The organism is Sorangium sp. So ce119 (assembly GCF_051524405.1).
Classification (GTDB): domain Bacteria; phylum Myxococcota_A; class Polyangia; order Polyangiales; family Polyangiaceae; genus Sorangium; species Sorangium cellulosum_G.
On the sequence record NZ_CP150310.1, the window covers coordinates 11138648 to 11163109 of the forward strand.

General features: G+C 73.2%; 22 protein-coding genes. 12 read left to right on the forward strand and 10 right to left on the reverse strand.

Going from position 1 to position 24462, the window contains the following annotated elements; genetic code table 11:
• Nucleotides 1–64: 64 nt before the first annotated feature.
• The 4 genes from rpsT to WME76_RS42035 all read right to left on the reverse strand — a co-directional run bounded on the left by rpsT (nt 65) and on the right by WME76_RS42035 (nt 2741).
• On the reverse strand, nt 65–349 hold the full coding sequence (gene rpsT / locus WME76_RS42020) for a 30S ribosomal protein S20 (protein ID WP_437957782.1): 285 nt from the start codon (nt 347–349) through the stop codon (nt 65–67).
• 13 nt (nt 350–362) lie between these two features.
• Nucleotides 363–551, reverse strand: coding sequence for a hypothetical protein (locus WME76_RS42025; protein ID WP_061612848.1), 189 nt, complete (start codon nt 549–551; stop codon nt 363–365).
• A 70-nt stretch (nt 552–621) separates the two neighbouring features.
• Nucleotides 622–2157, reverse strand: coding sequence for a hypothetical protein (locus WME76_RS42030; protein ID WP_437957783.1), 1536 nt, complete (start codon nt 2155–2157; stop codon nt 622–624).
• The gene (locus WME76_RS42035) at nt 2157–2741 is read right to left on the reverse strand and encodes an RNA polymerase sigma factor (RefSeq protein WP_061618127.1); all 585 of its coding nucleotides are present in this window, start codon (nt 2739–2741) and stop codon (nt 2157–2159) included. Before WME76_RS42035 ends, WME76_RS42030 begins: the two co-directional genes overlap by 1 nt.
• 426 nt (nt 2742–3167) lie before the next feature.
• Here WME76_RS42035 and WME76_RS42040 point away from each other — a divergent pair, with 426 nt between their 5' ends.
• The gene (locus tag WME76_RS42040; protein WP_437957784.1) at nt 3168–4499 is read left to right on the forward strand and encodes a S41 family peptidase; all 1332 of its coding nucleotides are present in this window, start codon (nt 3168–3170) and stop codon (nt 4497–4499) included.
• A gap of 72 nt (nt 4500–4571) precedes the next feature.
• Here WME76_RS42040 and WME76_RS42045 read toward each other — a convergent pair whose 3' ends face one another.
• The 4 genes from WME76_RS42045 to WME76_RS42060 all read right to left on the reverse strand — a co-directional run bounded on the left by WME76_RS42045 (nt 4572) and on the right by WME76_RS42060 (nt 9873).
• Nucleotides 4572–5828 (reverse strand): FAD-binding protein, encoded by a 1257-nt coding sequence (locus tag WME76_RS42045; RefSeq protein ID WP_437957785.1) that lies wholly within the window; start codon nt 5826–5828, stop codon nt 4572–4574.
• A complete protein-coding gene (locus tag WME76_RS42050) occupies nt 5807–7600 on the reverse strand; it encodes a glycerol-3-phosphate dehydrogenase/oxidase (RefSeq protein WP_437957786.1) in 1794 nt (597 codons plus the stop codon). The genes WME76_RS42045 and WME76_RS42050 overlap by 22 nt, the downstream gene beginning before the upstream one ends.
• An 84-nt stretch (nt 7601–7684) precedes the next feature.
• Complete coding sequence (locus WME76_RS42055) at nt 7685–8428, reverse strand: glycosyltransferase family 2 protein (protein ID WP_437957787.1); 744 nt, start codon at nt 8426–8428, stop codon at nt 7685–7687.
• Nucleotides 8425–9873, reverse strand: a complete 1449-nt coding sequence (locus WME76_RS42060) for a protoporphyrinogen/coproporphyrinogen oxidase (protein ID WP_437957788.1) — start codon at nt 9871–9873, stop codon at nt 8425–8427. Before WME76_RS42060 ends, WME76_RS42055 begins: the two co-directional genes overlap by 4 nt.
• A gap of 130 nt (nt 9874–10003) precedes the next feature.
• Between WME76_RS42060 and WME76_RS42065 the strand changes: the two genes are divergently transcribed.
• From WME76_RS42065 to WME76_RS42085, 5 genes are all read left to right on the forward strand, one after another.
• Nucleotides 10004–11986 carry an aconitase family protein gene (locus tag WME76_RS42065; protein ID WP_437957789.1) on the forward strand — a complete coding sequence of 661 codons (1983 nt, stop codon included), beginning with the start codon at nt 10004–10006 and terminating at the stop codon, nt 11984–11986.
• A gap of 134 nt (nt 11987–12120) precedes the next feature.
• Nucleotides 12121–12351, forward strand: a complete 231-nt coding sequence (locus WME76_RS42070; protein ID WP_012241296.1) for a TIGR04563 family protein — start codon at nt 12121–12123, stop codon at nt 12349–12351.
• 42 nt (nt 12352–12393) lie between these two features.
• Nucleotides 12394–13377 (forward strand): alpha/beta fold hydrolase, encoded by a 984-nt coding sequence (locus WME76_RS42075; protein WP_437957790.1) that lies wholly within the window; start codon nt 12394–12396, stop codon nt 13375–13377.
• Complete coding sequence (locus tag WME76_RS42080; RefSeq protein WP_437957791.1) at nt 13374–14528, forward strand: hypothetical protein; 1155 nt, start codon at nt 13374–13376, stop codon at nt 14526–14528. The genes WME76_RS42075 and WME76_RS42080 overlap by 4 nt, the downstream gene beginning before the upstream one ends.
• Nucleotides 14529–14750: 222 nt before the next feature.
• Nucleotides 14751–15200 (forward strand): YbjN domain-containing protein, encoded by a 450-nt coding sequence (locus WME76_RS42085; RefSeq protein WP_437957792.1) that lies wholly within the window; start codon nt 14751–14753, stop codon nt 15198–15200.
• A 96-nt stretch (nt 15201–15296) separates the two neighbouring features.
• Here WME76_RS42085 and WME76_RS42090 read toward each other — a convergent pair whose 3' ends face one another.
• Nucleotides 15297–16598 (reverse strand): formylglycine-generating enzyme family protein, encoded by a 1302-nt coding sequence (locus tag WME76_RS42090; protein ID WP_437957793.1) that lies wholly within the window; start codon nt 16596–16598, stop codon nt 15297–15299.
• A gap of 104 nt (nt 16599–16702) precedes the next feature.
• Between WME76_RS42090 and WME76_RS42095 the strand changes: the two genes are divergently transcribed.
• The 4 genes from WME76_RS42095 (at nt 16703) to WME76_RS42110 (ending at nt 19160) form a co-directional block, all read left to right on the forward strand.
• Nucleotides 16703–16972: a hypothetical protein gene (locus WME76_RS42095; RefSeq protein WP_437957794.1), complete on the forward strand. Its 270-nt coding sequence runs from the start codon at nt 16703–16705 to the stop codon at nt 16970–16972.
• A gap of 10 nt (nt 16973–16982) precedes the next feature.
• Nucleotides 16983–17945, forward strand: coding sequence for a prepilin peptidase (locus tag WME76_RS42100; RefSeq protein ID WP_437962222.1), 963 nt, complete (start codon nt 16983–16985; stop codon nt 17943–17945).
• Entirely contained in the window at nt 17927–18298 is a 372-nt protein-coding gene (locus tag WME76_RS42105) for a YXWGXW repeat-containing protein (protein ID WP_433931946.1), read from the forward strand. Before WME76_RS42100 ends, WME76_RS42105 begins: the two co-directional genes overlap by 19 nt.
• 166 nt (nt 18299–18464) lie before the next feature.
• The gene (locus WME76_RS42110; protein WP_437957795.1) at nt 18465–19160 is read left to right on the forward strand and encodes a hypothetical protein; all 696 of its coding nucleotides are present in this window, start codon (nt 18465–18467) and stop codon (nt 19158–19160) included.
• Nucleotides 19161–19263: 103 nt separating this feature from the next.
• Here the strand turns inward: WME76_RS42110 and WME76_RS42115 are convergent, their stop codons facing one another.
• On the reverse strand, nt 19264–21321 hold the full coding sequence (locus tag WME76_RS42115) for a serine/threonine protein kinase (RefSeq protein ID WP_437957796.1): 2058 nt from the start codon (nt 21319–21321) through the stop codon (nt 19264–19266).
• A gap of 388 nt (nt 21322–21709) precedes the next feature.
• Between WME76_RS42115 and WME76_RS42120 the strand changes: the two genes are divergently transcribed.
• The gene (locus WME76_RS42120) at nt 21710–23488 is read left to right on the forward strand and encodes an AMP-dependent synthetase/ligase (RefSeq protein ID WP_437957797.1); all 1779 of its coding nucleotides are present in this window, start codon (nt 21710–21712) and stop codon (nt 23486–23488) included.
• Between the two features lie 2 nt (nt 23489–23490).
• Complete coding sequence (locus tag WME76_RS42125; protein WP_437962223.1) at nt 23491–24204, forward strand: HAD family hydrolase; 714 nt, start codon at nt 23491–23493, stop codon at nt 24202–24204.
• Nucleotides 24205–24462: the final 258 nt, after the last annotated feature.

Sequence of the window (24462 nt, forward strand, 5' to 3'; positions counted from 1 at the left end):
GGACAAAACGACGACGCCCGCTGCACCTTGCGGTGAGCGGGGCGTACGTGCGGGAGGGTGTTGCTCAGCTCGCGGCGGTCTTGGCAGCGACGCTCGCCTTGTGGAGGGCGAGGGCCAGGCGGCTCTTCACGCGCGACGCGCGCTTGGCGGGGATCGTCCCCTTCGAGGCGGCGCGGTCGAGCGCGCTCACCGCGTCGGTGACCAGCGTGGCGGACTCCTGCGGGACGCCCTTCAGCGCGGTGCGCGCCTTCTTGATCGTCGTGCGGAGCTCCGACTTGGCGGCGCGGTTGCGCGCGGTCCTCGTGATGCGCTGGCGGTTGCGCTTGTCGGCAGATGCGTGATTGGCCATGAGAAAAGCTCTCCTACTTCTTCGCCTGCGCCTCGGCGGGCGTGGCAGCGCGCAGGGCGTCCGGCGCGTTCTGATCGTAACCCGCCGGATGGATCGGGAACTTCGGGGTGCCGTTGGCGCGCTCGAAGCGCTTGCGGCGGGTGCCCGACGTGCGCGCCTTGCGTTGACGGATGCGCTGGGTTTGCTGAGTCGCGGAAACCATGGGGGCGCGCATTCTACCTGTGCGACCCCTCATGTCAACCAGGACGTTTGTCCTCGCGTCCCGGGCCCGATCAGGGCCGGATCGTCGCGCTGACCGAGAACGACGGCTTCGAGAACGGGCCCACGTTCGCAGCCTTGAGCGCGGACTGCACGCAGCTCGACTGGCCGTTCGCCGCCGCCCAGCCGCTCACGTTGACCTTGCTCACCTGGCCGGTCGACGAGAACGTGATCTGCGCGCGCGACACGTCGTCCGCGCCCGCCACGCACGCCCTCGCGTTGCCCATGACCGAGCCGAGCGCGGCCTGGACCGAGCCCTGCGACGGCTGCTCGGGGACGTTCTGCTGGCGGAGCGGACCCGAGGCCGGCACCGGCGCCTCCGACTCCACCGACGGCTGCTTGTCCCCGCTGTCGCCCACGGCCGCCTGCATGGCGGACGGCAGGTCGCCGGGGTTCCCGGCCACCGTCGGCGCTGCCGCCACCTTGCTCTGCGGCTCCGTCTTCGGCGCCGCGGCGGGCGCGGCGGGCGCCTCGGGGGCCCCCGGCGCGGCGGCGCCGGCGCCGGCCGGCGCTGCTGGCGTCTTCGGCGCGGCGGCGAGCTTCTCCTCCGCTCCCGCGGGCGGCTGCTCGACCTCCGTCGTGGCCGCCGGCGCGGCGGGCGCAGCGGCGACCGGGGCAGCAGGCTCGACCGCCTTCTCGTCGCGCGGCGCGGCCTGCGTCACCGCGGGGGTCGACGCCGCCGCTGTCGTCTCTTGCGACGGCGCCGCCGGCGTCCTCACCATGACCGCGACCGCCGCGGCCAGGCCGAGGGCGGCGACGGCCGCGCCGGCGATCATCCCGCCCGACCGCTTCTTCGCCGACGCCTCGGCCCCGGACGCGGCCGGGGCGCGCGGCCTCCTCGCGGACAGCGCGGCGACCTCGGCCGGCTTCTCGTCCAGCGTGTCGGCCGCGCCGGGCTGCGCCTCGCCGCCCGCCTCCACCTGCTCCGGTGGCACCGACGCGCTGAGCCGGTTGAGATCGATGACGCCGGAGTCCTCGGTGACCCCCTCGGACGACCGCAGCGAGGGCGAGGACGCGCGGATGCCGCTCGGTATCGAGCCGCGCCCCGGCGGCATCGAGCCGCGCCCCGACGAGGGCAGCGGCGTGGACAGCGCGCTGCGTCCGGACGGCAGCGGCGTCGACAGCGGCGAGCCGCCCGCCCCGGGCACCCCGCTCACGCGACCCGGCGCCTGGCTGGCTCGCTCGGCAATTTCCTTCAGCGACTGGCGTTTCCTCTCCGGCGGGCGCGAGCTGCTGCCGCCCGACAGGCTCGCTTCCGACTTCGCGGCCCTGCCTGCTTGTGATCCATCCGCCATGGTGCTGTCTCCTGCTGCATGTACTTCGCGCAGAATGTCCCCCGCCTGCTCCTCGCCTGGCTCTGCGGCGAGGTCGGGGGCCGCGAGGAGGTCGGTCTGCGCCGCCGCGTCCTCTGGAGCACGGGCCTCCGGAGCACCGGATAGAGCGACCTCGACGATGCGAGCTGCCCGCGTCTCCCACGCCGCCTCGTCGAGGGCGGGGGCAGGCCAATCGTTGAGCATCCCATCGAGGTCGAGCTTGCTGGTGACGTTCATCAGGCGTCCCCTCCGAAACCGCGCTCCGCGAGGTACACGCGGAGCTTGCGGCGCGCCTCGTGGACGCGCCAGGCAACTGTTCCTTCCGGACAACCCAGGATCTTGGATGCGTCCTCGTGGGGCACGCCGTCGATGCAGACGAGGATGAGCGTCGTCCGCAACGTGTCCGAGAGCGTGTCGATGCCGTCGCAGAGCGCGGCCGCGAGCTCGCGACGCTGGGTCGTCGCGGCCGGATCGACGCCGTGGCTCGGGCGCGTCTCGAGCAGCAGCGCCTCGATCCGCGGGTCGTCCGCGGGGGTAGAGTTCTTGCTCGGCTTGCGGGCCCGGATCATGTTCAGCGAGAGGTTCACGGCGATCCGGTAAAGCCAGGTGAACGGCTCGCTCCGGCCGTCGAACCGATCGAGCGCCTGATAGGCCCGGACGAAGGTCTCCTGGGTCACGTCCTCTGCCTCCGCGCCCGAGCGGACGAGGTGGAACGCGAGCCGGAAGATGCGCTTCTGATATCGACGAACCAGCACCCCGAACGCCTGGGCATCTCCGCTCCGGGCTTGATCGACGAGCTCACGATCGGTGGGTTTGGCCATCCTAGCCGCCTCGGGGTGCGAATTGTCTCCCGCGCACGGAGGACCGCGCAGCCGCGGACAGCTCTTCGCCACGGCCGCTGACCGTCTCGGCGAGAGATGCCCCTCGCGGCGAGCCCTGCTTCGCGGAGGCGACGCAGGACGATGAGGAGGCAAGTTCCACGTTCAGGCGCGCGAAGATAGCCGAACACTCTTCCTAGGACAAACCATGCGCCCTGGACCTTGGGCGCCTCGGTGTGACGCCCGATCGATCGACAGATCGACCGGCACCGACGCCGGGCAGTATGCCCGTGCTGGCGCGCTTCCACGTTTCCACCACGCTTCCAGGCGTCGCACCGCCTCGGCGTCCGGTCGAAGGCGGGGCGCCGGGCGCGTCCGGCACGGCTGCGCTCCGAGCGCAGCCGCCCGCGGCGCTGCTATGGTCGGCGGATGCGACGGTTCTCGAGTTGGGTACGCACCCTGGGGCTCATCGCGGCGGCCTTCGCGGGAGGGGCGGCGACCTCGCACCTCGCGGGCGCGAGCACGCAGGCGCAGAGCCCCTACGCGCCGCTCGAGCAGCTCGCGCGCGTCCTCGTGCTCGTCGAGAACCACTACGTCGAGCCGGCGGAGCGCACCAAGATCATCGACGGCGCCATCAAGGGCATGGTCGCGGAGCTCGATCCGCACTCCGCCTACATGAGCTCCGCCGAGTTCGCCCAGTTCCAGGAAGAGACCGGGGGGACGTTCGGCGGCGTCGGCATCGAGGTCGACGCCAGGGACGAGGACATCACCGTGATCGCGCCGATCGAGGGCTCGCCGGCGGCGCGGGCTGGTGTCCGCTCCGGCGATCGCATCATCGCGATCGACGGCCGCCCCGTGCGCGGCGAGCGCCTCGACAAGCTCGTGAAGGTCATGCGCGGGCCCCCCGGCTCCCGGGTGAAGCTCACGATCCGAAGGCAGGGCGTGGGCGAGCCGCTCACCTTCGACCTCACGCGGGAGCAGATCCACGTCACGAGCGTCGCGGCCAAGCGCCTCGAGCGCGACGTCGCGTACGTCCGGTTGAAGCAGTTCCAGGACGGCACGCATGAAGAGATGCTCCGCGCCGCGGCGAGGCTGCGCGCCGCCTCGAAGGCGCCGCTGGCCGGGGTGATCCTCGACCTGCGCAACAACCCCGGCGGCCTCGTCCACGAGGCGGAGGCCGTCGCCGACGAGTTCCTCTCGTCGGGGACGATCTACTCGACCCGCCAGCGCAGCAAGGTCGTCGACGCGGCGAAGGCGCACGACGGCGGCGCGTTCGCCTCGCTGCCCGTCGTCGCGCTCGTCAACGAGTACTCCGCGAGCGCCGCCGAGCTCGTCGCGGGCGCCCTCCAGGACAGCGGGCGCGCCACGGTCGTCGGCGCGACGACCTTCGGCAAGGGGTCGGTGCAGACGATCTACGAGCTGCCCGGCGGCGCCGGGGTGAGGCTCACGACGATGCGCTACTACACGCCGAACGGGCGCTCGATCCAGGCCCAGGGCATCCGCCCGGACATCGTCATCGAGAGCGCGCAGCAGCAGGCCCCGGCCGGCATCCTCCGCGAGCAGGACCTCGAGGGGCACCTCCCCGCCGAGGGGTCGAGCCTCGCCGGCTCGCCGAGGGCCGTGCTCGTGGAGAAGCGCGCAGAGACGGCGGCGACGCGCGGCCCCGAGGGCGACGTGCCCGCGGATCCCAGCCGCGGGAGCGATTTCACGCTCGCCGTCGGCTACCAGCAGCTCCTCCGCATGATCCCCGCGGCCCGCTAGCGCAGCGCGCGCCGCGGCCTGCTGGCGCGCGCCGCGCCTCGAGCGACGCGCGCCGCGACGCCCCCGCGCGCGTCAGGCCTCGGCGCCGGCGCGCAGCCCGGTGGTCACCGCGTCGAGCACGGTGCGCGCTCGCCCGGCGATCGCCGCCCCGGCCGCGAGGATCCCGGGGGCAGCGCGGACGCCCTCGCACCGCACGCCCACCGCCTCCAGCGCGCCCGGCCGATCGCCGCGCGGCCAGGCGACGACGTCGAGCTCCGGGCCCTGCATGGAGCTCACCACGCCGATCGCGCCCCGCTCGTCGCCCATCGTGACGGGCGCCGCGATCGAGAGGGCGAACGGCACAGCGCCGCGCGCCGGCAGGTCGGGGCCGGCGCTGCGCTCGGGCGGGGCGTACGCGACCCCGCCGCCGGCCAGGCCGCCGATCGCCAGGATCACCGCGTCCGCCGCGAGCGGCACGTCCTCGCCGTCCACGTGGACCAGCACGCCGTCGCCCGGATCTCCCATCCCGCCGCGGCCCTCGCCGCCCCCGCTGACCGCGCGCACGCGGCCGTGGCGGTGCGTCGCCCCGATCGCGGCGAGCAGCGCGTCGCGCGCCGCCTCGAAGCGGAGCCCCGCGGGCGAGCCGGCGCCGATCAGCGCCTCGCCCACCGGCACCCCGAGCCGCGCCGAGAGCGCCTCGGACCGCGGCGCGCGCGCGCCGAGCCACGGGCCGAGCAGGATCGCCCCCGCGCCGCCCGCGCCCTCGAGCGCCTGGTGGAGCCGCTCGAGCAGCCAGGAGAGCCGCGCCGGATCGTCGTGCCGCGCCGCCAGGTCGCCGTCCGCGATCCGCCGCTCGTCGTCGAAGCGCAGGACCGGCGCGTCGACCGGCAGGAAGCGCAGCCCCCGCGCCCGGGCGAACGGCTCGTCCGAGAGCGCCTCGGCGAGCGCGTCGGCGTCCCACATCCCGCGCGCGGCGCGCGGAACGAGGACGCGCGTGCGGCGCAGCGCGCCGAGATCGAGCAGCGCGCGATCCCTGCCGCGGGCCGGGCGGATCCGCCCGGCGACGGTCGCGAGGCGCGCGGCCGCCCCCTGCGGCACGTCCCACAGGCCGAGCTCCGCCGCGAACTGCCGCGCTGCCGGCGCGAGATCGCCGGCGGGCAGGTCGCTGCCGAGCAGCCGCGCGGCCCGCTCGACCTGCTCCCACGGCACGTCGTCCACCGCGCCGCCCGCGAGCGCCGTCTCCCCGACGCCCGCGGAGATCACGGTGACCCGCGCCCCGCGCCGCCGCGCGCTCCACGCGGCGGCGAGCCCGGCGACGCCGGCGCCGATCACGAGGATCGATCGCGCCACGCTCTCTCCTCCGGCTCCCTCGAGGGGCGCGGCGCGCGGCGCTCGCTCGCCTCGCTCTCCTCGCTCACCGCCGCCGTCACCTCATGGTCCGCGGGCGCGCCGAGCTCCGACCGCACGCTGGCGATCGCGAGCGCCTCCTGCCTCGCCTGCTCCGGGCCGAGCGCGACGGCGCGCGTCACCGCCTGCCGCGAGAGGAACTCCACCGCCTGCCGCATCCCGTCGCGCGGCGGGAGCGAGAGCTCCTGCGCCACGATCTGCCCGCACCGCGCCGCGCAGCGCATGCCCCCGCACGCGCCGAGGCCGAGCCGCGTGCGGCGCGCGACGTCGGCGACGCTCCGCGCGAGCTCGTGCCGCAGGACGTAGCGCACCTCGGCCTCGATCACGGGCTCGCAGGGGCACACCGTCGCCGCCTCGCGCGGCCGCTCGCGCACGCGCTCCTCGATCCGGAGCGCGCGCGAGCCGTGCCGGTACACGAGCCGCCGGGCGGCGACCGCGTCGATCTCCATGCGGCGCGAGAGGGCGAGCGCGTCCACCGCGCGATCGCCGCCGGGCAGCGCCGTCACGTGCGTCGCGCAGCGCGCGCCGAGATCGAAGCGCCGCGCGAGCACGTCGGTCATCTCCTGGGCGAAGAGCCGGAAGCTGGCCAGCTTGCCGCCGATCATCGAGTAGAGCCCCGGCGCGCCGTGCGCCGCGTGATCGACGACCTGGTGGTCGCGCGACAGGGCATCCTCGCTCGGCCCGTAGGCGTAGAGCGTGGGCCGCACGCCCGCGAACGTGCCGATCGCGCGCGCCTCGTGGATCTGCGGGAACACGCGGGCGATGCCCTGGACGAGGTACCGGACCTCCTCGCTCGTCGCGCGGACCTGATCGAGGTCGCCGTAGAAGTCGTCGTCGGTCGTGCCGATGACGCTCATGTTCTCCCACGGCTCGACGAAGATCTGCCGCCCGTCGATCGTCCGCGCCATGATCGCGTAGTTGGTGAGGCGCCGGTCGAACACGACGTGCACGCCCTTGCCCGGCCGCACCCGCGAGCTCGCGGCGGGCAGGCCCGCGAGCGACGCGGTGATCGGCGACCACGCGCCGGTCGCGTTCACCACCACGCTGGTCCGCAGCCGCCCGCCCTCGCCGGTCCTGCGGTCCCGGTACCGGACGGCGACGACCTCGCCGGTGTCCTCGCGGCGCTCGATCCGCTCGACGGTGTGCCCCACGTAGACCTTCGCCCCGCGCTCGATCGCGTCGACCGCGTTCGCGACGCAGAGCCGCGCGCCGTCGATGCCCCACTCGTCGAAGCTGAAGCCGCCCACGAGGTCGCCGTGGAGCCCCGGCTCGAGGCTCCGGAGCTCGTCGGGCGTCAGGCGCGCGTGCGGCTTGCCGCGCTTGAGCGGCTGGTACTTGTCGTATGCCTCGAAGAAGCCGTCGGCGAGCGTGTACAGGACGCGCGCCTGACGCCCGTTCTCGAATGGAACGAGGAACGGGATCCGGAACAGCAGGTGCGGCGCGATCGCCTGGATGTGCCCCGAGTCGCGGCACGAGTTCTCGGTCACGTGCGGATCGCTCGTCAGGTACCTGAGCCCGCCGTGGATCATCCCGCTCGAGTTCCCGCTCGCGCCGAACGCGAGATCGTTGCGCTCGAAGAGGGCGACCTTCAGCCCCCGCTGCGACGCGTCACGCGCGACCCCGACGCCGTTCACACCGCCGCCGATCACGACGACATCCACATCGGTGTCGGCGCGGCGAGCCGGCCGTGCGGCGCTCGAAAGGACGATCGTCACCTGCGGCGTATAGCATGCCAGAATTTTTCCACGAGCGGGCTCGGCCGCGCGCTCGGCGCTCCGAATGCTGGCAGAGGCCGGCCGTCAGCCGCGCATCCGGATCGCCCAGGTCAGCTTCGCGAGGTTGCGGAGGACGTTCGGGACGCGCCGTGAGAGGTTGATCGAGGGCCGCCGCTTCTCGAGCACGCGGACGGGGATCTCCTCGATCCGGAGCCCTGCCCGGTAGGCGCGGATGACGAACTCGCTGGCGAAGACGTCCTTGTCCACGACGCACTCGCGCGCGATCCCGAGCAGCGGCTCGCGCACGAACGCCTTGAGCCCGTGCGTGTCCGTCCCCCGGAAGCCGAGCGTGGCGCGGAGCAGCCCGTTGTACATCTGGCTCGCCGCGTGCCGTGCCCAGGGGCGGTCGTCGCGCGCGCCCCGGATGAGCTTGGACCCGATCACCATGTCCGCCCCGCCCGCCTGCAGCATCGCGATCGCGCGCCGGTGGAAGTCCACGTCGCACAGATCGATCTCGTCGCAGAGCACGAAGCGCCCGCGCGCCCGCTCGATGCCCGCGCGGAGCGCGGCCCCGTAGTTCGGTTCGCCGATCGAAAAATGGCGCACTTCCGGGTACTTGCCCTCGAGCTCTCCGGCGATGGCGAGCGTCCCGTCGCGCGAGCCGTTCTCGGCGAGCACGAGCTCCCAGCGCCAGCCGAGCGGCGACAGCCGCTCGCGCAGGTCCACGACGGCGGCGTGGAGGATCGCCTCCTCGTTGTAGACGGGGATGATGATGGAGATCTCCGGCGCTTCGCCCGCGCGCGGGCGATCAGGCTCGGCGGCGCTCACGGCGCGCCTCCGAGGAGCGCCTGCGCCCTGTGCGCGGCGTCCCGCCCGAAGTGGAGGGCGTCCTCCATCGAGGAGTAGTTCCAGCCGCCGTAGCGCCCGCACGAGAGGATGCGCTGGCCCTCGAGGAACGGACGCACCGCCTCCAGCGACTCGAAGTAGCTGTGGTCGAACACGACGTACGCGTGGTCGATGCGGCGCAGCCGCGCGAAGCGAACGGCGCTCGGGGCCGGGATGAGGCCCATCTCGACGAGGCCGTCGGCGACGCGCGGGAGCAGCGCCGCGAGATCGGGCTCGGCGCGGTCGGCGAGCTCGACGTAGAGGCAAGCCTTGCCCGGGGGCGCCATGGAAGCGGAGAAGTTCGAGTAGCAGCCCACCCGGTAGAACGGGTACTTCGCCTCCGGCACGTACACCCAGTGCAGCGGCTGCCCGCACGGGGTGTCGAGCGCCACGTCGAGGTAGTAGAGGTGCGTGCAGCGCAGCCGCGAGGCGGCCTCGCCGACCGCGCGCGGCGCATCGGAGAGGAGCCTCACGAGCGCGGGCAGCGGCGCGGAGGACACGAGCACGTCGTACCGGACGATCTCATCGTCGAACACGAGCTCTCTCGCGCGCCAGTCGATCGCCATCGGAGCGCGGCCGAGCTCGAGCGCCGGTGTGCCCGCGTCCCGCGGCCGCTGCTCGGCGAGCGCCCGCGCGAGCCCGTGCGTGAGCTGCCCGATGCCGAGCCGCGGGTAGAGGAACTTCGCGTTGTAGCCGAGCTCCCGGTCGTTCAGCCCGACCGCCCCGGCGAGCACGTCCTCGAGCTTCGGCAGCGGGACGAAGCGGGAGCACCAGGCGGCGGTGATCTCGCTCGGGTGCACCCCCCAGAGGCGGCTGTTGTAGGGGATCATGAAGTGGCGGCTGATCCCCTCGCCGAAGTGCGCCAGGCAGAACTCCTCGAAGTTCCTGGGCTCGGGCCGGCTCGCCGCGAAGTGCGCCTCGATGAAGCCGCGGAGGCACTCGTAGGCGACCGCGGGCGGCAGCCCGAAGGTGTTCGCCTGGAACGGATAGCGGGTGTACGTGCCATTCGACCAGATCATCGAGCGCCGCTCGATCTCGAGCGGGTCCGGGCCCAGCCAGCCGAGCGCGAGCTCCCGGGTCGCGGGGTCGCGCAGGTGGAGGAGGTGGCCTGTCCGGTCGAAACGGAACCCATCGTCCTCGACGGTGATCGCGTGACCGCCCGGGCGCGGCAGGCGCTCGAAGACCCGGTGCGGCACGCCGGCCCGGCCGAGGTGGTACGCGGCCGCCATGCCCGTCAGGCCGGCTCCCAGGATCGCGACGGAAGTGCTGGAAATCGTGGGTCGGGTCATCGCTCGCGGACCGGCGGCGGCCGCGAAGACACCACCTCCCCGGGGCGCCGTCAAGGCGCGGCCCCCGCGCGGCGCGCCCGCCGCACGCTGGATTTCCATCCGGGAGCGTGAGGTGCGCCGAGCGCCGAGCGCGGCCGCGAAGACCACGGTTGGCGCCTCCGCGCAGAGCGACTAGGTGTGATCGGGTCCCCAGCGCGCTGCCCCGCGCTCCGGGGCGTCCGAGGTGCAGATGCCCATCCCGCGTCGGAAGTCGGTTCACGTCACCGGGAGGATCCTCTACCTGACCGAGGATCCGGAGCTGCTGAAGAAGCAGCTCGCGGGCGGCGAGATCCGCTTCGAGCCCGGGCAGCACGCGCTGATCGACAACATCTCGACCGACGAGCTCACGCCCGGGTGGGTCTGTTACTACTACGACGAGACGCTCGCCCGGTACTGCCTGGTCGGCCTGCGCGGCGGGCACATCGAGCGCGACGCCATCAAGAACGGCGGCTTCGGGGTCATCGTCAGCGGGCGCTCGAAGGGGTGCGGCAGCTCGCGCGAGACGGCGCCGTACTCGGAGCGCGAGGCCGGGATCCAGATCGTCGTCGCGCGCAGCGTCGAGAAGATCTACGGCCAGAACTGCCAGAACATCGGGCTGCTCACGACGACCGACTTCTCGCTCCTCGATCGGCTCGCGCGCGGCGAGGAGATCCCGATCGGCGAGTTCACGCGCGGGCTCGACCCGATCAGCGCCGACGTCGTCGAGTACGGGGGGCTCTTCGCCTACAACAAGGCGCGGATGGCCGGCGAGGTCTCGCCGCCCACGCTCGCCACGCCGCCGCGGCCGATGACCCTGTGCGAGAAGATCATCGCGGCGCACGCGATCGTCGACGCCCGGGCGGGCAAGATCGGGGTGCCGGCGGTGAAGCCCGGCGACGCGCTCTTCGTCCGCACCGACGTGCGCTTCTCGCACGAGTACGTCACGCCGATGGCCGAGTCGCTCTTCCGGGCGGGCTTCGGGCCCGACGCGGTCGTGAGCGAGCCGGAGAGCGTCTTCGCGTTCCGCGATCACCTCACGTTCCTCGATCGCGTGATGCCGGAGGCGCACCTCAAGCTCGGCCTGCGGGAGCAGGCGGCCTCGCTCGCGACGGTGCAGCAGGCCTTCACGGAGCGGCACGGCGTCAAGCTGTACGGCGAGGTCGAGCGCGACGGCAGGACGGTGGGCTCGGAGGCCATCTGCCACAACAAGGTGATCGAGGAGCTCGCGCTGCCGGGGCAGATCGTGGCCGGGACCGACTCGCACACGTGCATGGCGGGGGCGCTCGGGTGCTTCGCCTTCGGCGTCGGATCGACCGACATGGCGAACGCGTGGCTCACGCGCGACGTGCGCGTGGCGGTGCCGCAGTCGGCGCGCTTCAACCTGACCGGGCGGCTCGGGCCGGGCGTCACGGCGAAGGACGTGATGCTGTTCCTGCTCTCGCAGCCGTTCTGGAAGACGGGGCAGGGCATCGGCAAGGTGCTCGAGTTCGCGGGCGACGGCGCGCGCGCGATGGGCCTCGACGAGCGCGCGACGCTCACGAACATGGCCGTCGAGGCGGGCGGCTTCACCGGGATCATCGAGGCCGACGAGGAGATCGTGCGCTACCTCGTCGCGCAGCGCGGGCTCGCCGCGGACGACGTGCGCGCGCGCGTCGTCCGCGCGGATCCCGGCGCGGAGTACGTGGCGACGTTCGACGTCGATCTCGCGTCGATCGAGCCGATGGTCGCGACGCCCGGCGATCCGCGGAACGGCGTCCCGCTGCGATCGCTGCGCGAGGTCTCCGGCGGCGACGTGAAGATCGACATCGCGTACGGCGGCTCGTGCACGGGCGGCAAGAAGGCCGACATGGACATGTACGCGTCGGTGCTGCGCCGCGCGGTGGAGCAGGGCAAGCGCGTCGCCGAGGGCGTGCACCTCTACATCCAGTTCGGCTCGCAGGACATCCGCCGCTACGCCGAGGCGAAGGGCTACCTCGAGATCTTCCAGAAGGCTGGTGCTGAGCTCGTCGACCCCTCCTGCGGAGCCTGCATCAAGGCCGGGCCGGGGGTGTCCGACAGGAAGGAGCAGGTCACGGTCTCGGCGATCAACCGCAATTTCCCGGGCCGAAGCGGCCCCGGCCAGGTCTACCTGGCCAGTCCCCTGATCGTCGCGGCGAGCGCGATTGCGGGGAAGATCGCATTCCCGGAGTCATGACGCAGAGCGCCTATCGCGGAGTTACATACATAGTGCCCGCAATCGGCATCACGGAAAAACGAATGCTTTCCACGGAAGTGCGCCGTACGCTAAGGTGCTCTTCTGTGGCGGATCGGGAGGAGCCCCAAGAGCGTATGACCGACAAGGACACGCTGGCGAAAAACAACGAAGCCTCGAAGACGGACAAGCGGAAGCAGAGCCTCTACTTTCCGGAGTCGATGCTGCAAGAAATCAAGGAGGAAGCGGCGCGGCTCGATCGCTCGCTTTCTTGGGTTGTGCAGCGCGCGTGGAAGCTGGCGCGGATAGACATCAAAAAGCTTCCGAGTGTCAATGACGTGGCTGACGATGAGGACAGCGGCGACTAACATCGCCGCGAGCTTCGCGTAAGCCGCGTCGCTCGGGAATCGATGGGTCGAGAGCTCTTCGCCGCCGGGAAGGACGGTACGCGGATCTACGTCCGCTACCGGGAAGGTCCCGGCGGCATCGGAAGCTTGGCCAGCGGGGTCGGGGGGGGCTCGGATCGCCTCACCGCGGTGCTGTGTGACGGCATCGCGTGTGACGGCTTCATCTGGAAGTACCTGTGGGACGACCTGGCGCGTTCGGTCAACGTCGCCCACTGGCACTATCGAGGACACGGGCGGAGCAGTCTGCCTGTTGATCCGCGGGCGATCGAGCTGAGCGACCACGCGAGCGATCTCGCCGCGGTGCGCGCGGCGATCGGCGGCGGCCCTGTGGTGCTCTTCGGGCACTCGATGGGGTGCCAGGTCATCCTGGAGCACCTGCGGACCCACCGCGAGGGGGTCCGCGGGCTCGTGCTGATCTGCGGCTCGTCCGGCAGGATCACGCACCACTTCAAGGGCACGGACGTGCTCGCGCAGCTGTTGCCACGCGTGATCGAGCAGGTCGACGCGTACCCGCACATCGCGCGCGCGATCTGGAGCCGCGTGCCCGCGCCGATGGCGCTGCGGATCGCGCTGCTCGCGCGCGAGGTCGACGCGAGCGCGGTCACCCCGGCGGATCTGCTGCCGTACATGCGGCACATGGTCGACATCGATTTCTCGATGTTCCTCCACATGCTGCGCAGCGCGGGCGAGCACTCGACGCTCGATCTGCTCCCCCAGATCGACGTTCCTGCGCTGGTGATCGCCGGCGATCGCGACACGTTCACCCCGCCTCGGCTCGCCGAGGAGATGGCGGCGGCGCTGCCTCGCGGAGAGCTGATGATGGTGAGCGGCGGGACGCACGTCGTCCCGCTGGAGCGCAAGAAGATGGTCATCGAGCGCGTGGAGCAGTTCCTGCTCGAGCGCGTCTTCGGCGGGACCTCGGGCGGGGCGAGCGCGGACGAAGGGACGTCGCCGGGCGATCCGCGCGGACCCTCGAAGGGCCCATGAACCGGCGCGCGCGAGGCGAGCGCGCGCCCGGACCAGCGCGCGGATCGCCGCGGCGCCTCCGCGGCGCGGCCGCGCGGGGCTTGCTCGTCGCCGCGGCGCTGCTCGCGGCCTCGTGCGCGCGGCGCCCGTCCGAGCGGAGCGGCGCGCCCGACGGCGCGATCGCGCCGCTCGCCGACGCCGAGGTCGCGCCCGCGACGGCCTCGCCCCCGGCGCGATCGTCGGGTGAGCCGCCGGCGCCTCCCGCGCCGATCGCCGACGCCGCCGGGGACGCGCGCACCGCACGCGATCTCCAGCGCTCGCCGCTGCGCGCGCTGCGGCTCACGGGCAAGCCCACGGACGGCCGCTTCGAGGCGACGCTGGCGCTCGACGCGGCGGAGGGCGGCGCGGCCGCGCGCGAGGTCAAGGTGAAGCTCGCGCCGGCGCTGAAGAAGAACCCGCTCGCGTTCCGGCGTCCGGTCGCGTTCTACCGCCTCGCGCGGGCGCTCGGCGCGCACGTCGTGCCCGCGGCTGCGGCGCGCCGGATCGGCATCGGCGAGCTCGCGTCGCTCATCGGCCGGGATCCAGCCGCTCGCAAGCTGCTGCGTCGCTTCGCGGTCATGAACGACGGGACGGTCGACGCGCTGGTCCTCGCGCCCGCTCCCGGTCCACCCGGCCCGCGCTGGGCGGCGCCTCGCCGCCGGTCGATACGCTTCGACGACGCGCCCGAGCTCGACGTGTGGGCGCGCTGGGCGCGCGCTCCGTCGCCTGCGCGCGGCGAGCGCGCCCCGATCCTCCGCGATTACCTGGAGGTGCTCGCGCTCGACTACCTGGCCGGCAACGGGCTCCGGAAGGAGATCGTCATCGACGTCGGCGCCGGGGCGCTGAGCCTGGAGGCCAACGCGAGCGCCTTCCCGCTGCACGTGAGGGCGCACGAGCTCGATCGGCAGCTCGAGCGCCTGATCGAAGCCGCGCGGTTCCCCCGGGCGCTCCGCGACGCGCTCGCGCGCTTCGGCCCCGAGGAGGCCGCCGCGGCGCTGCGCCCCGGCGGCATCGAGGAGGAGCTCGTGCCGCCGCGCGCCCTCGTCGAGCTCGAGGAGCGCAGGCAGGCGTTGCTCAGCCTCATCGAGACGAAGATCGCCGACCGGGGAGAGGACGCCGTCCTCAGCCTGTAGCGCCGCGTCCTGCCGGCGCGCCGCCGGCCCGGCGCGATCTGCCGCTGCGGCGCAGTGAAATCCGCGGCGCCGGAGCCGTGGCCCCTCGGCGCTTCGGCCGCTCCGTATATGCGTGTGTCGGCTCCAGCGTGGTCGGACGTCGCGCGCCCGGCGCTCACCTGCACCTGACCTCCCGCTCGCCGCATCTTGATCTCCGGCGGCCGCAGGGCGATCACGCAAGCCGTGATCGACGTGACGATCCTGCAGCGCTGGACGAACGACATCGGCTACAGCGCGGAGCTGGAGAAGGCGTCGACCCTGCGCATCCGCCCGCGCGAGGAGGGGATCGTCGAGCTCCCGCCGTTCTACGTCCAGTGCACGGAGAACTGGATCGTGCTCTCGATGTTCGGCGTGCTCGATCGGATCGAACCGCAGGGCGGCGCCGAGGGCGACGCCATGCTGACTCCCCTGGTCGAGGACACCGGCCAGGTGGTCGGTCTGCTCCGCCACCTGCTCGAGGCGAACCGGGACATGCGCATCGCAAAATTCGCGCTCGACGAGCGAAACGAGATCCTGCTGTGCGCCGAGCTGCCGACCGAGTCGCTGGACCGCTCCGAGTTCGTCGACGCGGTCGAGCGGATCATCGAGTACGCCGCGACGTACCGGCACGCGCTGTTCGGCCCCGCCCCCTGAGCGACCCGGGACGGCCGCTGCTCGGCCGCGGGCGCGCTCGTGCGCGCCGCGCGCTCGCCTCCACGCCACGGCGCGCCCACGCCCGCGCCGCCGCGCTCACTTCTGCGTGATCACGACGCGGTTGTCGTCCCGGTACGTGACGTTGCCCGCCTCGCCGCGGCAGTCCCAGCACGTCGCCCACGAGAGCCGCCGCCGCACGTAGCCGTTGAAGCCGAGCGCGATGGGCCCCGGGTCGCCCTTCAGCAGCAGCGACGAGGCGATCCGGTAGCGCTCGCCGGGGAGCCTCAGGAACGCGACGATGAACGCGTCGTCGTCGGACTTCCCCGTCACCACGAGCACCTCCTCGCCCGGGACCGGGTTCCAGAGCAGCGGCGCCGTGGTGAGCGTCGTGTTCGGCGGCGGGCCCCCGTCGGACTGGACCGCCGGGGTCCCGCCCGGCGAGAGCCGCGTCCGGCCGCGGCCGAGCACGAGGTTCACGTCGTCGGGCTCCTTGAAGAACGAGATCTCCCCGCCGAGATCGCGCAGCTGCGGCACCGACGCGAGCAGCTCGGCGACCTGCTGCGGCCCGATCTCCGCGCGCCGGAACGTCTGCTGCCACTGCGGCGACGGGATCGACGCCGCGTTCGGCGCGCCGTGGCAGCACCGGAAGCCGATGTCGTCGCCCGACGCGCCCGGATCGACCGCCGCGCGGCGCGCGCACCGGTGATCCACGCCGCTCGCGCTCGCCGTGGCCCCCCGAACGGCGGCCGCCTTGGGCTGGAGGTTCTCGATCGGCGCGACGTCGCTCGCGGTCCACTCGCGCAGCGCGGCCCCCATGCCGACGACGCCGAACCCCGACGCGCACGACGCCGGCGCCTTGGCGCACGCCGGATCCCACGCCGCGCCGCCGGCGTAGGGCGTCCCCTCGGGGCCCTTGCACGCGCGCTCCCACTCCAGCTCGGTGCACAGCCTCCCGCCGGCCTGCTGGCAGAGCTCCGAGGCGCGCGCCCGCGTCACGCCCGTGAGCGGAGGCTGCGCCGGATCGTTCGGGTACAGGGCGCGGTCGATGGTGAAGCCGCCCAGCTCGACCTCGAGCAGCGCCGGCTCGAGCGCCGGATCGCGCCCCTTGTCCCCGGGCGTGCTGCCCGCGACGAGCTTCCCGGCCGGGATCTCGATGCGCGCCGGCCCCGCCGCCGCCGCGCCGGCCCGCGGCGTCGCGCTGGCCGCGGGCGACTCGTTCTCGGCCGCCTCGAGCACCTTGCCCTGCGGGGCGAGCGCCACCGGGGCGCCTCCGTCCGCGCGCCTCTCCCCGGCCTGCTGCTGCTGCTGCTGGTCTGTGCGCCCGCACCCGGCCCCTCCGGCGACGCCGGCGGCGACCATCAGGCTCAGGAAAAAGGCAGGCGTCCTCGTCGGCACCATTCCTCGAATGCTTCCTCGACGGTTCCTCGAACGTCCTCGAAAGCGCTCCGCCTTATGTCGCAGGACCCCTCGCCCGTCAAAGCGCCCGCGCTATGCTGGCCGCCATGGGGCAGGGCGTGAGCGGCGCACCGGATCCGATGGCCTCGCAGATGGCGCAGCTCCTCGCCGGCAGCGATCTCGACGAGCTGCGCGAGATCGTGAAGCGGTGGGTCGCCGAGGCGCCGACCGAGGGCGTACGCCGCCACTACCAGGAGCTCGGCGGCCGCCTCGTCGACCTCAAGGCGGCGCTCTCCGAGAACCCCGTGCAGCCCACCGCCGCGGAGCTCGAGCAGGCGCTCACGATGATGCTCAAGCTCGCCGCCTCCAGGACATGATCCGCCGGTGATGCTCGCCGACTTCCCCCCGTGGTTCCTGCGCGCCTTCGCGATCTGCTTCGGGCTGCTCTGGGGGAGCTTCCTCAACGTCGTCATCCACCGCGTCCCGCGCGAGCTCAGCGTCGTCCGCCCGGGCTCGCGCTGCCCCGCGTGCGGCACGCCGATCCGCGCCTTCGACAACATCCCGGTCCTCAGCTACCTGCTGCTGCGCGGCCGCGCCCGCTGCTGCAAGGCGCCCGTGTCGCCGCGGTACCCGCTCGTCGAGGCGGCGGGCGGCGTCCTGTCGCTCGCGATCCTCGAGGTCATCATCCTCCGGCTCCCCGAGACGACGCCGGCCCTCCGGGCGCTCGCGATCTACACCGCCGACCTCGCGCTCGCGCTCGGGTTGCTCGCGGCGACGTTCATCGATCTCGAGCACATGTACATCCCCGACGGGATCACGATCGGCGGCGCGGTGCTCGGCGTCGCCACCGCCTCGCTGCGCTCGATGGGCTTCGCCGACGCGCTCCTCGGCGCGGCGGCCGGCTTCGCCATCGTCTGGCTCCCCTTCGTCGTGATCTACCCGCGGATCCGCGGCGGCCGCGTCGGCATGGGCCTCGGCGACGCGAAGCTCCTCATGCTGGCGGGCGCCTGGTTCGGCTGGGGCGGCGCGCTCTTCGTGCTCGGCGCCGGCGCCGTCCAGGGCTCGCTCGTGGCGATCGCGATGCTGCTCCTGCGCGGGAGCATCGAGGAGCCCGAGGCGGTGCGCCTCGAGCGGGAGCAGATCCGCGTCGAGCTCGCGGCGATGACCCCCGAGGAGCGCGCCGCCGCCGAGGAGGAGCTCGCGCAAGATCCGCTCGCGGACGAGCCTGGCGAGGGGTTCGGCCAGGCCCGCATCGCGTTCGGACCGTTCCTCGCGCTCGCGACGCTGGAGTACCTGCTCGCCGGGCGCGACGTCCTCGAGGCGTATTTCACATGGATCGACGCTGGATGAACGCCCTGCTCCGCCGCGCGCCCGGGCTCCCGCTCGCGCTCCTCCTCCTCGCCGGCTGCGGCAGCTCGCTCCCGGTGCCCCCGACCGGCCCCCACCTGCCGAGCGAGCCCGCGGTGGTGGTGCCGTACCCGCCGCCCCCGGCGCGGGTCGAGATCATCTCGCCGCCCGAGAAGCCGGGCCTCGTCTGGATCGACGGCGAGTGGCAGTGGCGGAGCCGCCGCTGGGCGTGGCAGCCGGGCCGCTGGGAGCCCGTGCCGCCGGGCGCGTATTTCGCTCCCAACGCCACCGTGCGCCGCGCAGACGGATCCCTTGTGTGGTTCGCCGGGGTCTGGCACGTGCCCGGCAAGAAGTGATCGACACCGCGGCCGTGCGATGGAAATTCACGCTGCCGAGGCGCTCGCCGCGCGCGCCCGCCGTCGCCTGACCGGCGCCGGCGGGCCAGCTCGGCGCGTGTTCCCCGCATGATTCTCCGCACGAGTCCCCGCACGGTCCCCTGCACGGATCGATGAGCCCTGCCCCATGATGCTTGCCTGGTCGTTCGCTGCGCGCACACCCGACGAAATCGCCCGACTCCTCCGCGCCCTCGGCAAGCACCGGTACGTGCGCGAGGTCGATCATCGGCTCCACTGGTCCGTCGATCACGCCCTCGCCGAGCTGCCGGAGTTCGCGCCGCACGCCGCGGCGTTCGAGGCGCGTCTCAGGAAGGAGCGCGGGCTCGAGCTCGGATCGCGCGACCCCTCGCTGTGGCGCGAGGCGAGGACCGAGGAGGTGATCGCCGTCCTCACGGCCTTCTGGACGCCGGACGAGGCGGCGGCGCGCTACCGGAGCCGCCTGCTCGAGGCGCTCGCGCGCACGGGCCTCCCCGAGGCCACCCATGCGCCCTTCTTGTCCCCGCCGAACGAGCCGCCGCACCCGGAGCTCGTGCTGCTCGACTGGGAGCTGTACCCCGTGGACGAGCTCGACGCGGACCGGCACGCCGGCGCGCTGGCCGCCATGGAGGAGGCCGAGGAGGAGGTGAACGCGTCGGCGCCGATCTACAACGAGGGCCCCGTCCTCGCGGCGCCGGAGCTCTGCGAGGGAGCGCCGAACGGGCTGCTCGCGGACGACTTCCTCGTGTGGTCGGACGGGCCGTACAGCTACTCCGACTACGTGTTCCGCGGCGTCGCGAAGGCGGCGAAGCTCGTCGATCCGCCCACCGGGTACCAGGACCTGTAGCCGCCGCGGGGCGGCGTCGGGACCGGAACGGGAAGCGGAAAAACGAACAAATCCGCCTGGTTGCGGCGAGGCCCCTCGCCGTCGAGCGAGGCCGCTGACGCCGTCAGTACGGATCGGGCTTCGGCGGCGGGACGGTCGGATCGACCTCGGCGGGGGGCGTGGTGCCCTGAGAGGTCGCCGTGGCTGTGGCTGTGGTCGCGGGGGAGGGGGCCGGCCCTCGCTGCGCCAGGTAGAGCGTCACCTCGAGATCGAGGTCCTTGTCGAACACGAGCATGCGCCGCTGCGTGATGTGTCCCGGAGCGGTGAACTCGAGCCGGTGCGCCGCGCCGTCCTTGACGAGCTTGGCCTCGAACGGGTTCGAGGGGAGCTCCACCCCGTCGAGGAAGATCCTCGCGCTGGCAGGGCGCGCCCTGATCGACGCGCGGAGGAACGCGGTGTCCGCCTCCGCGACCGGCGCGCTGCTCCCGGCCGCTGGCGGGGAGGGCGCGGCGCTGGGCGAGGACGGCGCCTGCGCGGGCGGCGCGCTCTCGGCCGGCGGCGCGCTCTCGGCCGGCGGCGCGCTCTCGGCCGGCGGCGCGCTCTCGGCCGGCGGCGCGGTCGTGACGAGGCGCTGCCGGACCGGCTCGCGCAGCTTCGCGTAGAGCGTGCCCGCGCCGATGAGCGCGATGACCGCCGCGGCCGCGAGCAGCGGCAGCCGGGAGCGCCGCCGCGCAGGCTCGGGCCGGGCGGCGGCGATCGGCTCCGTGCGCACCACGGCGTGGAGCGTCCCCTGCGGAGGGTTCGATCGCTGCACACGACGGGCAGGCTCCGAGGGCGAAGAGCCCGTGGCCGCCCCGTCGTCCGGCGGAGGAGGATACGAGTCGTTCGACTCGCGCACGGGCAGCGCCGGCAGCTTCGAGGCGTGGCCGAGCTCTGCGCCTCCCGCGTCCGGCTCCTGCAGACGCTTGAGCTGCCGATCGATGATCGTCCGGATCTCGGCCCGCTCGCTGGCGAACAGCTCGCGCACGAGCCCGCCGACCTGCTCGGCCGTCACCTGCTCCCGGAGGCGCTCCGCGCAGCGATCGAGCTCCGCCCGGAGCTCGGCGGCCGTCGGATAGCGCTGGTCGCGCGCGCGGGCGAGCGCCCGGCCGCAGATGCGCGCGAGCTCGAAGGGCACCTCGGGGCGCGCGGACCGCACGTCCGGGATGTCCCCCATCAACCGCGTGATGATCTGAGGGTCCGACAGCCCGCGCCAGAGGCGACGGCCGGCGACCATCTCCCACAGGATGACGCCGACCGAGAAGATGTCCGCGCGCCGGTCGATCTCGGAGGAGTGCGAGAACGCCTGCTCCGGCGCCATGTAGGCGACCTTGCCCTTCAGCGTGCCCGCCTGCGTCTCGACGACCCGGTGCGCGGCGAGCGCGATCCCGAAATCGACGATCTTCACCTGACCGTCGTACGTGATGAAGATGTTGTGCGGGCTGACGTCGCGGTGAACGACGTTGAGCGGCGTCCCGTCGTAGTCGGCGAGCTCGTGGGCGTAGTGGAGGCCGGCCAGCACCTCGCCGAGGATCCAGAGCAGCACGGCGAGCGGGAGCGCGCGCTCCTGCTCGCGCGCGCGGGAGATCACCCGGCTCAGCGGCTGCCCGTCGAGGTACTCCATGGCGATGAAGTACTCGCCGTCCGCGAGGCCGACCTCGTTGGTCTGCACGACGTTGCGGTGGTTCAGCCGCGCGGCGAGGCGGGCCTCGTCGAGCAGCATGTCCCGGAACTCGGGCTCGTCGGCGATGTTGGGCCGGAGGCGCTTGATGACCTGCAGCTTGCTGAAGCCCGCCGGCCCCACCGCGACCGCCAGGTGCACGTCCGCCATGCCGCCGCGCCCGAGCGTCGCGATGAACCGGTACTTGCCGAGGCTCCGCGAGCGCCGGTCGGCAGGGGAGGGGGACGGGTCCGGCGGCGCGTCCCGGCCGACGGCCGTCGGTGCGTCGCGGTCCGGGCGCCGCATCGGGACCGTCGGCGGGGGCTCGGCGAGCCCGGGCACCTGGAGCTGGCTGGACCGCAGGGTCCGGCCCTCGATCGACGCCTGCACATGCTCCGGCGGGCCAGAGGCGGCGAGCTCGTCGCTACGGGCGGAGTCCACCGCCCAGTCAGCGTCCGGGGCCGTCCTCTTCTGCTCGCTCACCGCCGAATGGTCCTGATCCAGAGACGTGCAGTCAAGCTGACGGCGGCGCAGGAAATTGCCTGCACAGCCGCGGGCGGACGGCGATCGCGCGTCCACGGCGGCGAGCCGACGTCCAGCCGGTAACCGCAGCGATAACCATGACTTGTCCGATCTGCACCCGCGCGCGCGTCCGGGCTCGCCACCCGCGGAGCGCGCGCCACCCCGCGGAGCGCGTGGGCGAGGCGTGCTGGGCAGACGTGCGCAGCGGAGCCGTTCCGCCCTCCGCAAGGGGACGCGATTCCTGCTAGTGTGAGGGACATCACGATCCGTGCGGCTCCTGGTCCTCGTGAGGAGGATGTAGGAAGTTCGCCTATGCTTGCGCACCGTTTGCTCTTGAACGAGGTAGCCGATGCCCTGTGACTCGATTCCGCGGCGCCTGCTGAGCCAGGCGAAGATGCGGCCCGAGGCGCCAGCCCACTACGTCAAGGAGGGCGGCTTCTGGAGGATGACCAGCTTCCGGGAGTACGCGAGCGAGGTGCGGCGCGCCGCCCGGTCGCTCATCGCGCTCGGCGTCGAGCCCGGCGCGACGGTGAGCCTCCTCGGCTTCAACCGGCCCGAGTGGGTGGTGCTCCACGTGGCCTGCATGGCGGTCGGGGGCGCCCCCGCGGGCGTCTACACGACGTGCTCGCCCGAGGAGGTGCGCCACATCGTCCACCACGCGGCCTCGAAGGTGGTGCTGGTCGAGAACAGGCGCCAGCTCGAGAAGGTCCTGAGCCAGTGGGACCGCATGCCGCAGCTCGAGTGGGCGGTGCTGATGCGGGGCGCGGAGCCCGGGGGCGATCCGCGGGTCCTGTCCTGGGACGAGTTCCTCGCGCGGGGCAGCCGCGTCTCGGACGAGCAGATCGAGCAGCGGATCGACGCGATCGAGCCGCGGGGGCTCGCGACGCTGATCTACACCTCCGGGACCGTGGGGCCGCCGAAGGGCGTGATGCTGAGCCACGAGAACCTCACGAGCGTGGCCGACGTGTCGGCGCGCATCATCCCGCTCTCGCCCTGGGACGTGATGCTGTCCTACCTGCCGCTCTCGCACATCGCCGAGCAGATGTTCACGATCCACCTGCCGGCCTCGGTCGGCCTGGCCGTGTACTTCGCCGAGTCGATGGACGCGCTCGCGGACAACCTCAAGGAGGTGCGGCCGACCGCCTTCTTCGGGGTCCCGCGCGTCTGGGAGAAGATGATGGCCGGCGTCGGCGCGAAGCTCTCCGCCGCGAAGGGCCTGCAGAAGATCACGCTGGAGCAGGCGAGGCGCGTCGCGCTCCAGCACACGCAGCTCCGCGCCCGGGGCGAGCCGCCGGGGCCGCTGCTCGCGGCGCAGCATCGCCTCTTCGACAAGCTGGTCTACGCGAAGGTGAAGGCCGCCCTGGGGCTCGACCGGGCGCACGCGTGCAGCACCGGCGCGGCCCCCATCGCGACGGAGGTCCTCGAGTTCTTCGCGTCGATCGATCTCCTGATCACCGAGGTCTACGGTCAGTCCGAGGTGACCGGCCCCACGAGCTACAACGTGCAGGGCAGGACCAAGCTCGGCTCCGTGGGCCCGGTCGTGCCGGGCGTGGACGTGAAGATCGCCGACGACGGCGAGATCCTCGTGAAGGGGCCGAACGTGTTCCTCGGCTACTACAAGGACCCGGAGGCGACCGCGCAGACCCTGGTCGACGGCTGGCTCCGCTCCGGGGATCTCGGCAGGTTCGACGAGGAGGGGTTCCTCCACATCACCGGGCGAAAGAAGGAGATCCTCATCACCGCCGGCGGAAAGAACGTCTCGCCCCGGAACATCGAGGAGGCGCTGAAGCGCCACGACCTCATCGCCGAGGCGGTGGTCGTCGGCGACGGGCGAAAGTTCCTCACGGCCCTGGTGGTGCTCGCCCCCGACGCCGTGAAGCGCGTCGCGGACGAGCGCGGGCTGAGCGGCGATCTCCCGCGCGACGCGGGCGCGATCCGGGAGTGCGTGCAGCGGGCCGTCGACGAGGTGAACGGCCAGCTCGGGCAGGTCGAGACGATCAAGAAGTTCACGATCCTGCCGCGCGGCTTCACCATCGAGGACGGCGAGCTGACGCCGACGCTCAAGATCAAGCGGCGCAATGTGACCCGGAACTTTGCGCGCGAGATCGAGGCGATGTACGCCGAGTGACCATGCGCGACGCGCCTGCTACCGCCGTCTCCTTCGACTTCGGCCAGACCCTGGTGGAGCTCGACACCGGGCTGCTCTCCGCCCGCCTCGCGGAGCGGGGCGTCACCGCATCTCGGGAGCAGCTCGACGGCGCCGTCGACGCGGGCTGGCGCGCGTACAACGAGGCGATCCAGCGCGGGTTCGGCGGGCACCCGTGGAAGATCATGATGCGCCGCCTCCTCGAGGTGGGCGGCGTCCCGGCCGGCGCGCTCGACGCGGCGGTCGACTGGCTCTGGACGGAGCAGCCGCGGAAGAACCTCTGGCGCCGGCCGATCGCGGGGATGATCGACGTCGTGGCCGAGCTTGCGCAGGCCGGCGTGCCGGTCGCGGTGCTGTCGAACTCGGAGGGCCGGCTCGACGAGCTGGTCGACGAGCTCGGCTGGTCCGCGCGCTTCGTGGCGGTCGCGGATTCGGGGCGGCTCGGGTTCGAGAAGCCGGGGAGGGAGATCTTCGCGTGGACGGCCGAGCGCCTCGGCGCGCCGCTCGCCGCGGTGGTCCACGTCGGCGACTCCCTCGCCGCCGATGTCGAGGGCGCGCTCGCGGCGGGCATGCGGGCCGTCTGGTTCAAAGGCGACCCCCGGAGGGCCGCGCAGATGCCCCACGCCGAGCGCGTCGCCGTGTGCGACGACGCGGACTCGCTGCGCCGCGCGCTCAGGGCGTTCGGCGTGCGCTTCTAGCCTGGCCGCGCGGGCGCGCCGCCGGCCGTCGCGCCGCGGACCGGACGCGCGAGGCTCACCGCGGGCGACGCTCCCTCGCGCTCCGCTGTCCGCGAGCGCGCGCCGTCGGTGAGCACGAACATCCCGGGAGGCGCCCCGATCCGCGCTCGCCGCGCGCTCTTCTCTCCTGGATCTCCTCGCCCTGCTGCCCCGTCCGGGGGCGTCGGTCTCTGGATCGTGCAGCCGATGCACGTCTTTCGGGTGGTTCGGGCATTGCTG

Excerpts from the sequence above, each read along its gene's own strand:
- WME76_RS42065 (WP_437957789.1), top strand. The coding sequence starts at position 10,004 with ATGCCCATCCCGCGTCGGAAGTCGGTTCACGTCACCGGGAGGATCCTC.
- rpsT (WP_437957782.1), bottom strand. The coding sequence starts at position 349 with ATGGCCAATCACGCATCTGCCGACAAGCGCAACCGCCAGCGCATCACG.
- WME76_RS42080 (WP_437957791.1), top strand. The coding sequence starts at position 13,374 with ATGAACCGGCGCGCGCGAGGCGAGCGCGCGCCCGGACCAGCGCGCGGA.
- WME76_RS42105 (WP_433931946.1), top strand. The coding sequence starts at position 17,927 with ATGGATCGACGCTGGATGAACGCCCTGCTCCGCCGCGCGCCCGGGCTC.
- WME76_RS42030 (WP_437957783.1), bottom strand. The coding sequence starts at position 2,157 with ATGAACGTCACCAGCAAGCTCGACCTCGATGGGATGCTCAACGATTGG.
- WME76_RS42110 (WP_437957795.1), top strand. The coding sequence starts at position 18,465 with ATGATGCTTGCCTGGTCGTTCGCTGCGCGCACACCCGACGAAATCGCC.
- WME76_RS42035 (WP_061618127.1), bottom strand. The coding sequence starts at position 2,741 with ATGGCCAAACCCACCGATCGTGAGCTCGTCGATCAAGCCCGGAGCGGA.
- WME76_RS42090 (WP_437957793.1), bottom strand. The coding sequence starts at position 16,598 with ATGGTGCCGACGAGGACGCCTGCCTTTTTCCTGAGCCTGATGGTCGCC.
- WME76_RS42125 (WP_437962223.1), top strand. The coding sequence starts at position 23,491 with ATGCGCGACGCGCCTGCTACCGCCGTCTCCTTCGACTTCGGCCAGACC.
- WME76_RS42025 (WP_061612848.1), bottom strand. The coding sequence starts at position 551 with ATGGTTTCCGCGACTCAGCAAACCCAGCGCATCCGTCAACGCAAGGCG.
- WME76_RS42095 (WP_437957794.1), top strand. The coding sequence starts at position 16,703 with ATGGGGCAGGGCGTGAGCGGCGCACCGGATCCGATGGCCTCGCAGATG.
- WME76_RS42070 (WP_012241296.1), top strand. The coding sequence starts at position 12,121 with ATGACCGACAAGGACACGCTGGCGAAAAACAACGAAGCCTCGAAGACG.
- WME76_RS42040 (WP_437957784.1), top strand. The coding sequence starts at position 3,168 with ATGCGACGGTTCTCGAGTTGGGTACGCACCCTGGGGCTCATCGCGGCG.
- WME76_RS42075 (WP_437957790.1), top strand. The coding sequence starts at position 12,394 with ATGGGTCGAGAGCTCTTCGCCGCCGGGAAGGACGGTACGCGGATCTAC.
- WME76_RS42060 (WP_437957788.1), bottom strand. The coding sequence starts at position 9,873 with ATGGAAATCCAGCGTGCGGCGGGCGCGCCGCGCGGGGGCCGCGCCTTG.
- WME76_RS42120 (WP_437957797.1), top strand. The coding sequence starts at position 21,710 with ATGCCCTGTGACTCGATTCCGCGGCGCCTGCTGAGCCAGGCGAAGATG.
- WME76_RS42100 (WP_437962222.1), top strand. The coding sequence starts at position 16,983 with ATGCTCGCCGACTTCCCCCCGTGGTTCCTGCGCGCCTTCGCGATCTGC.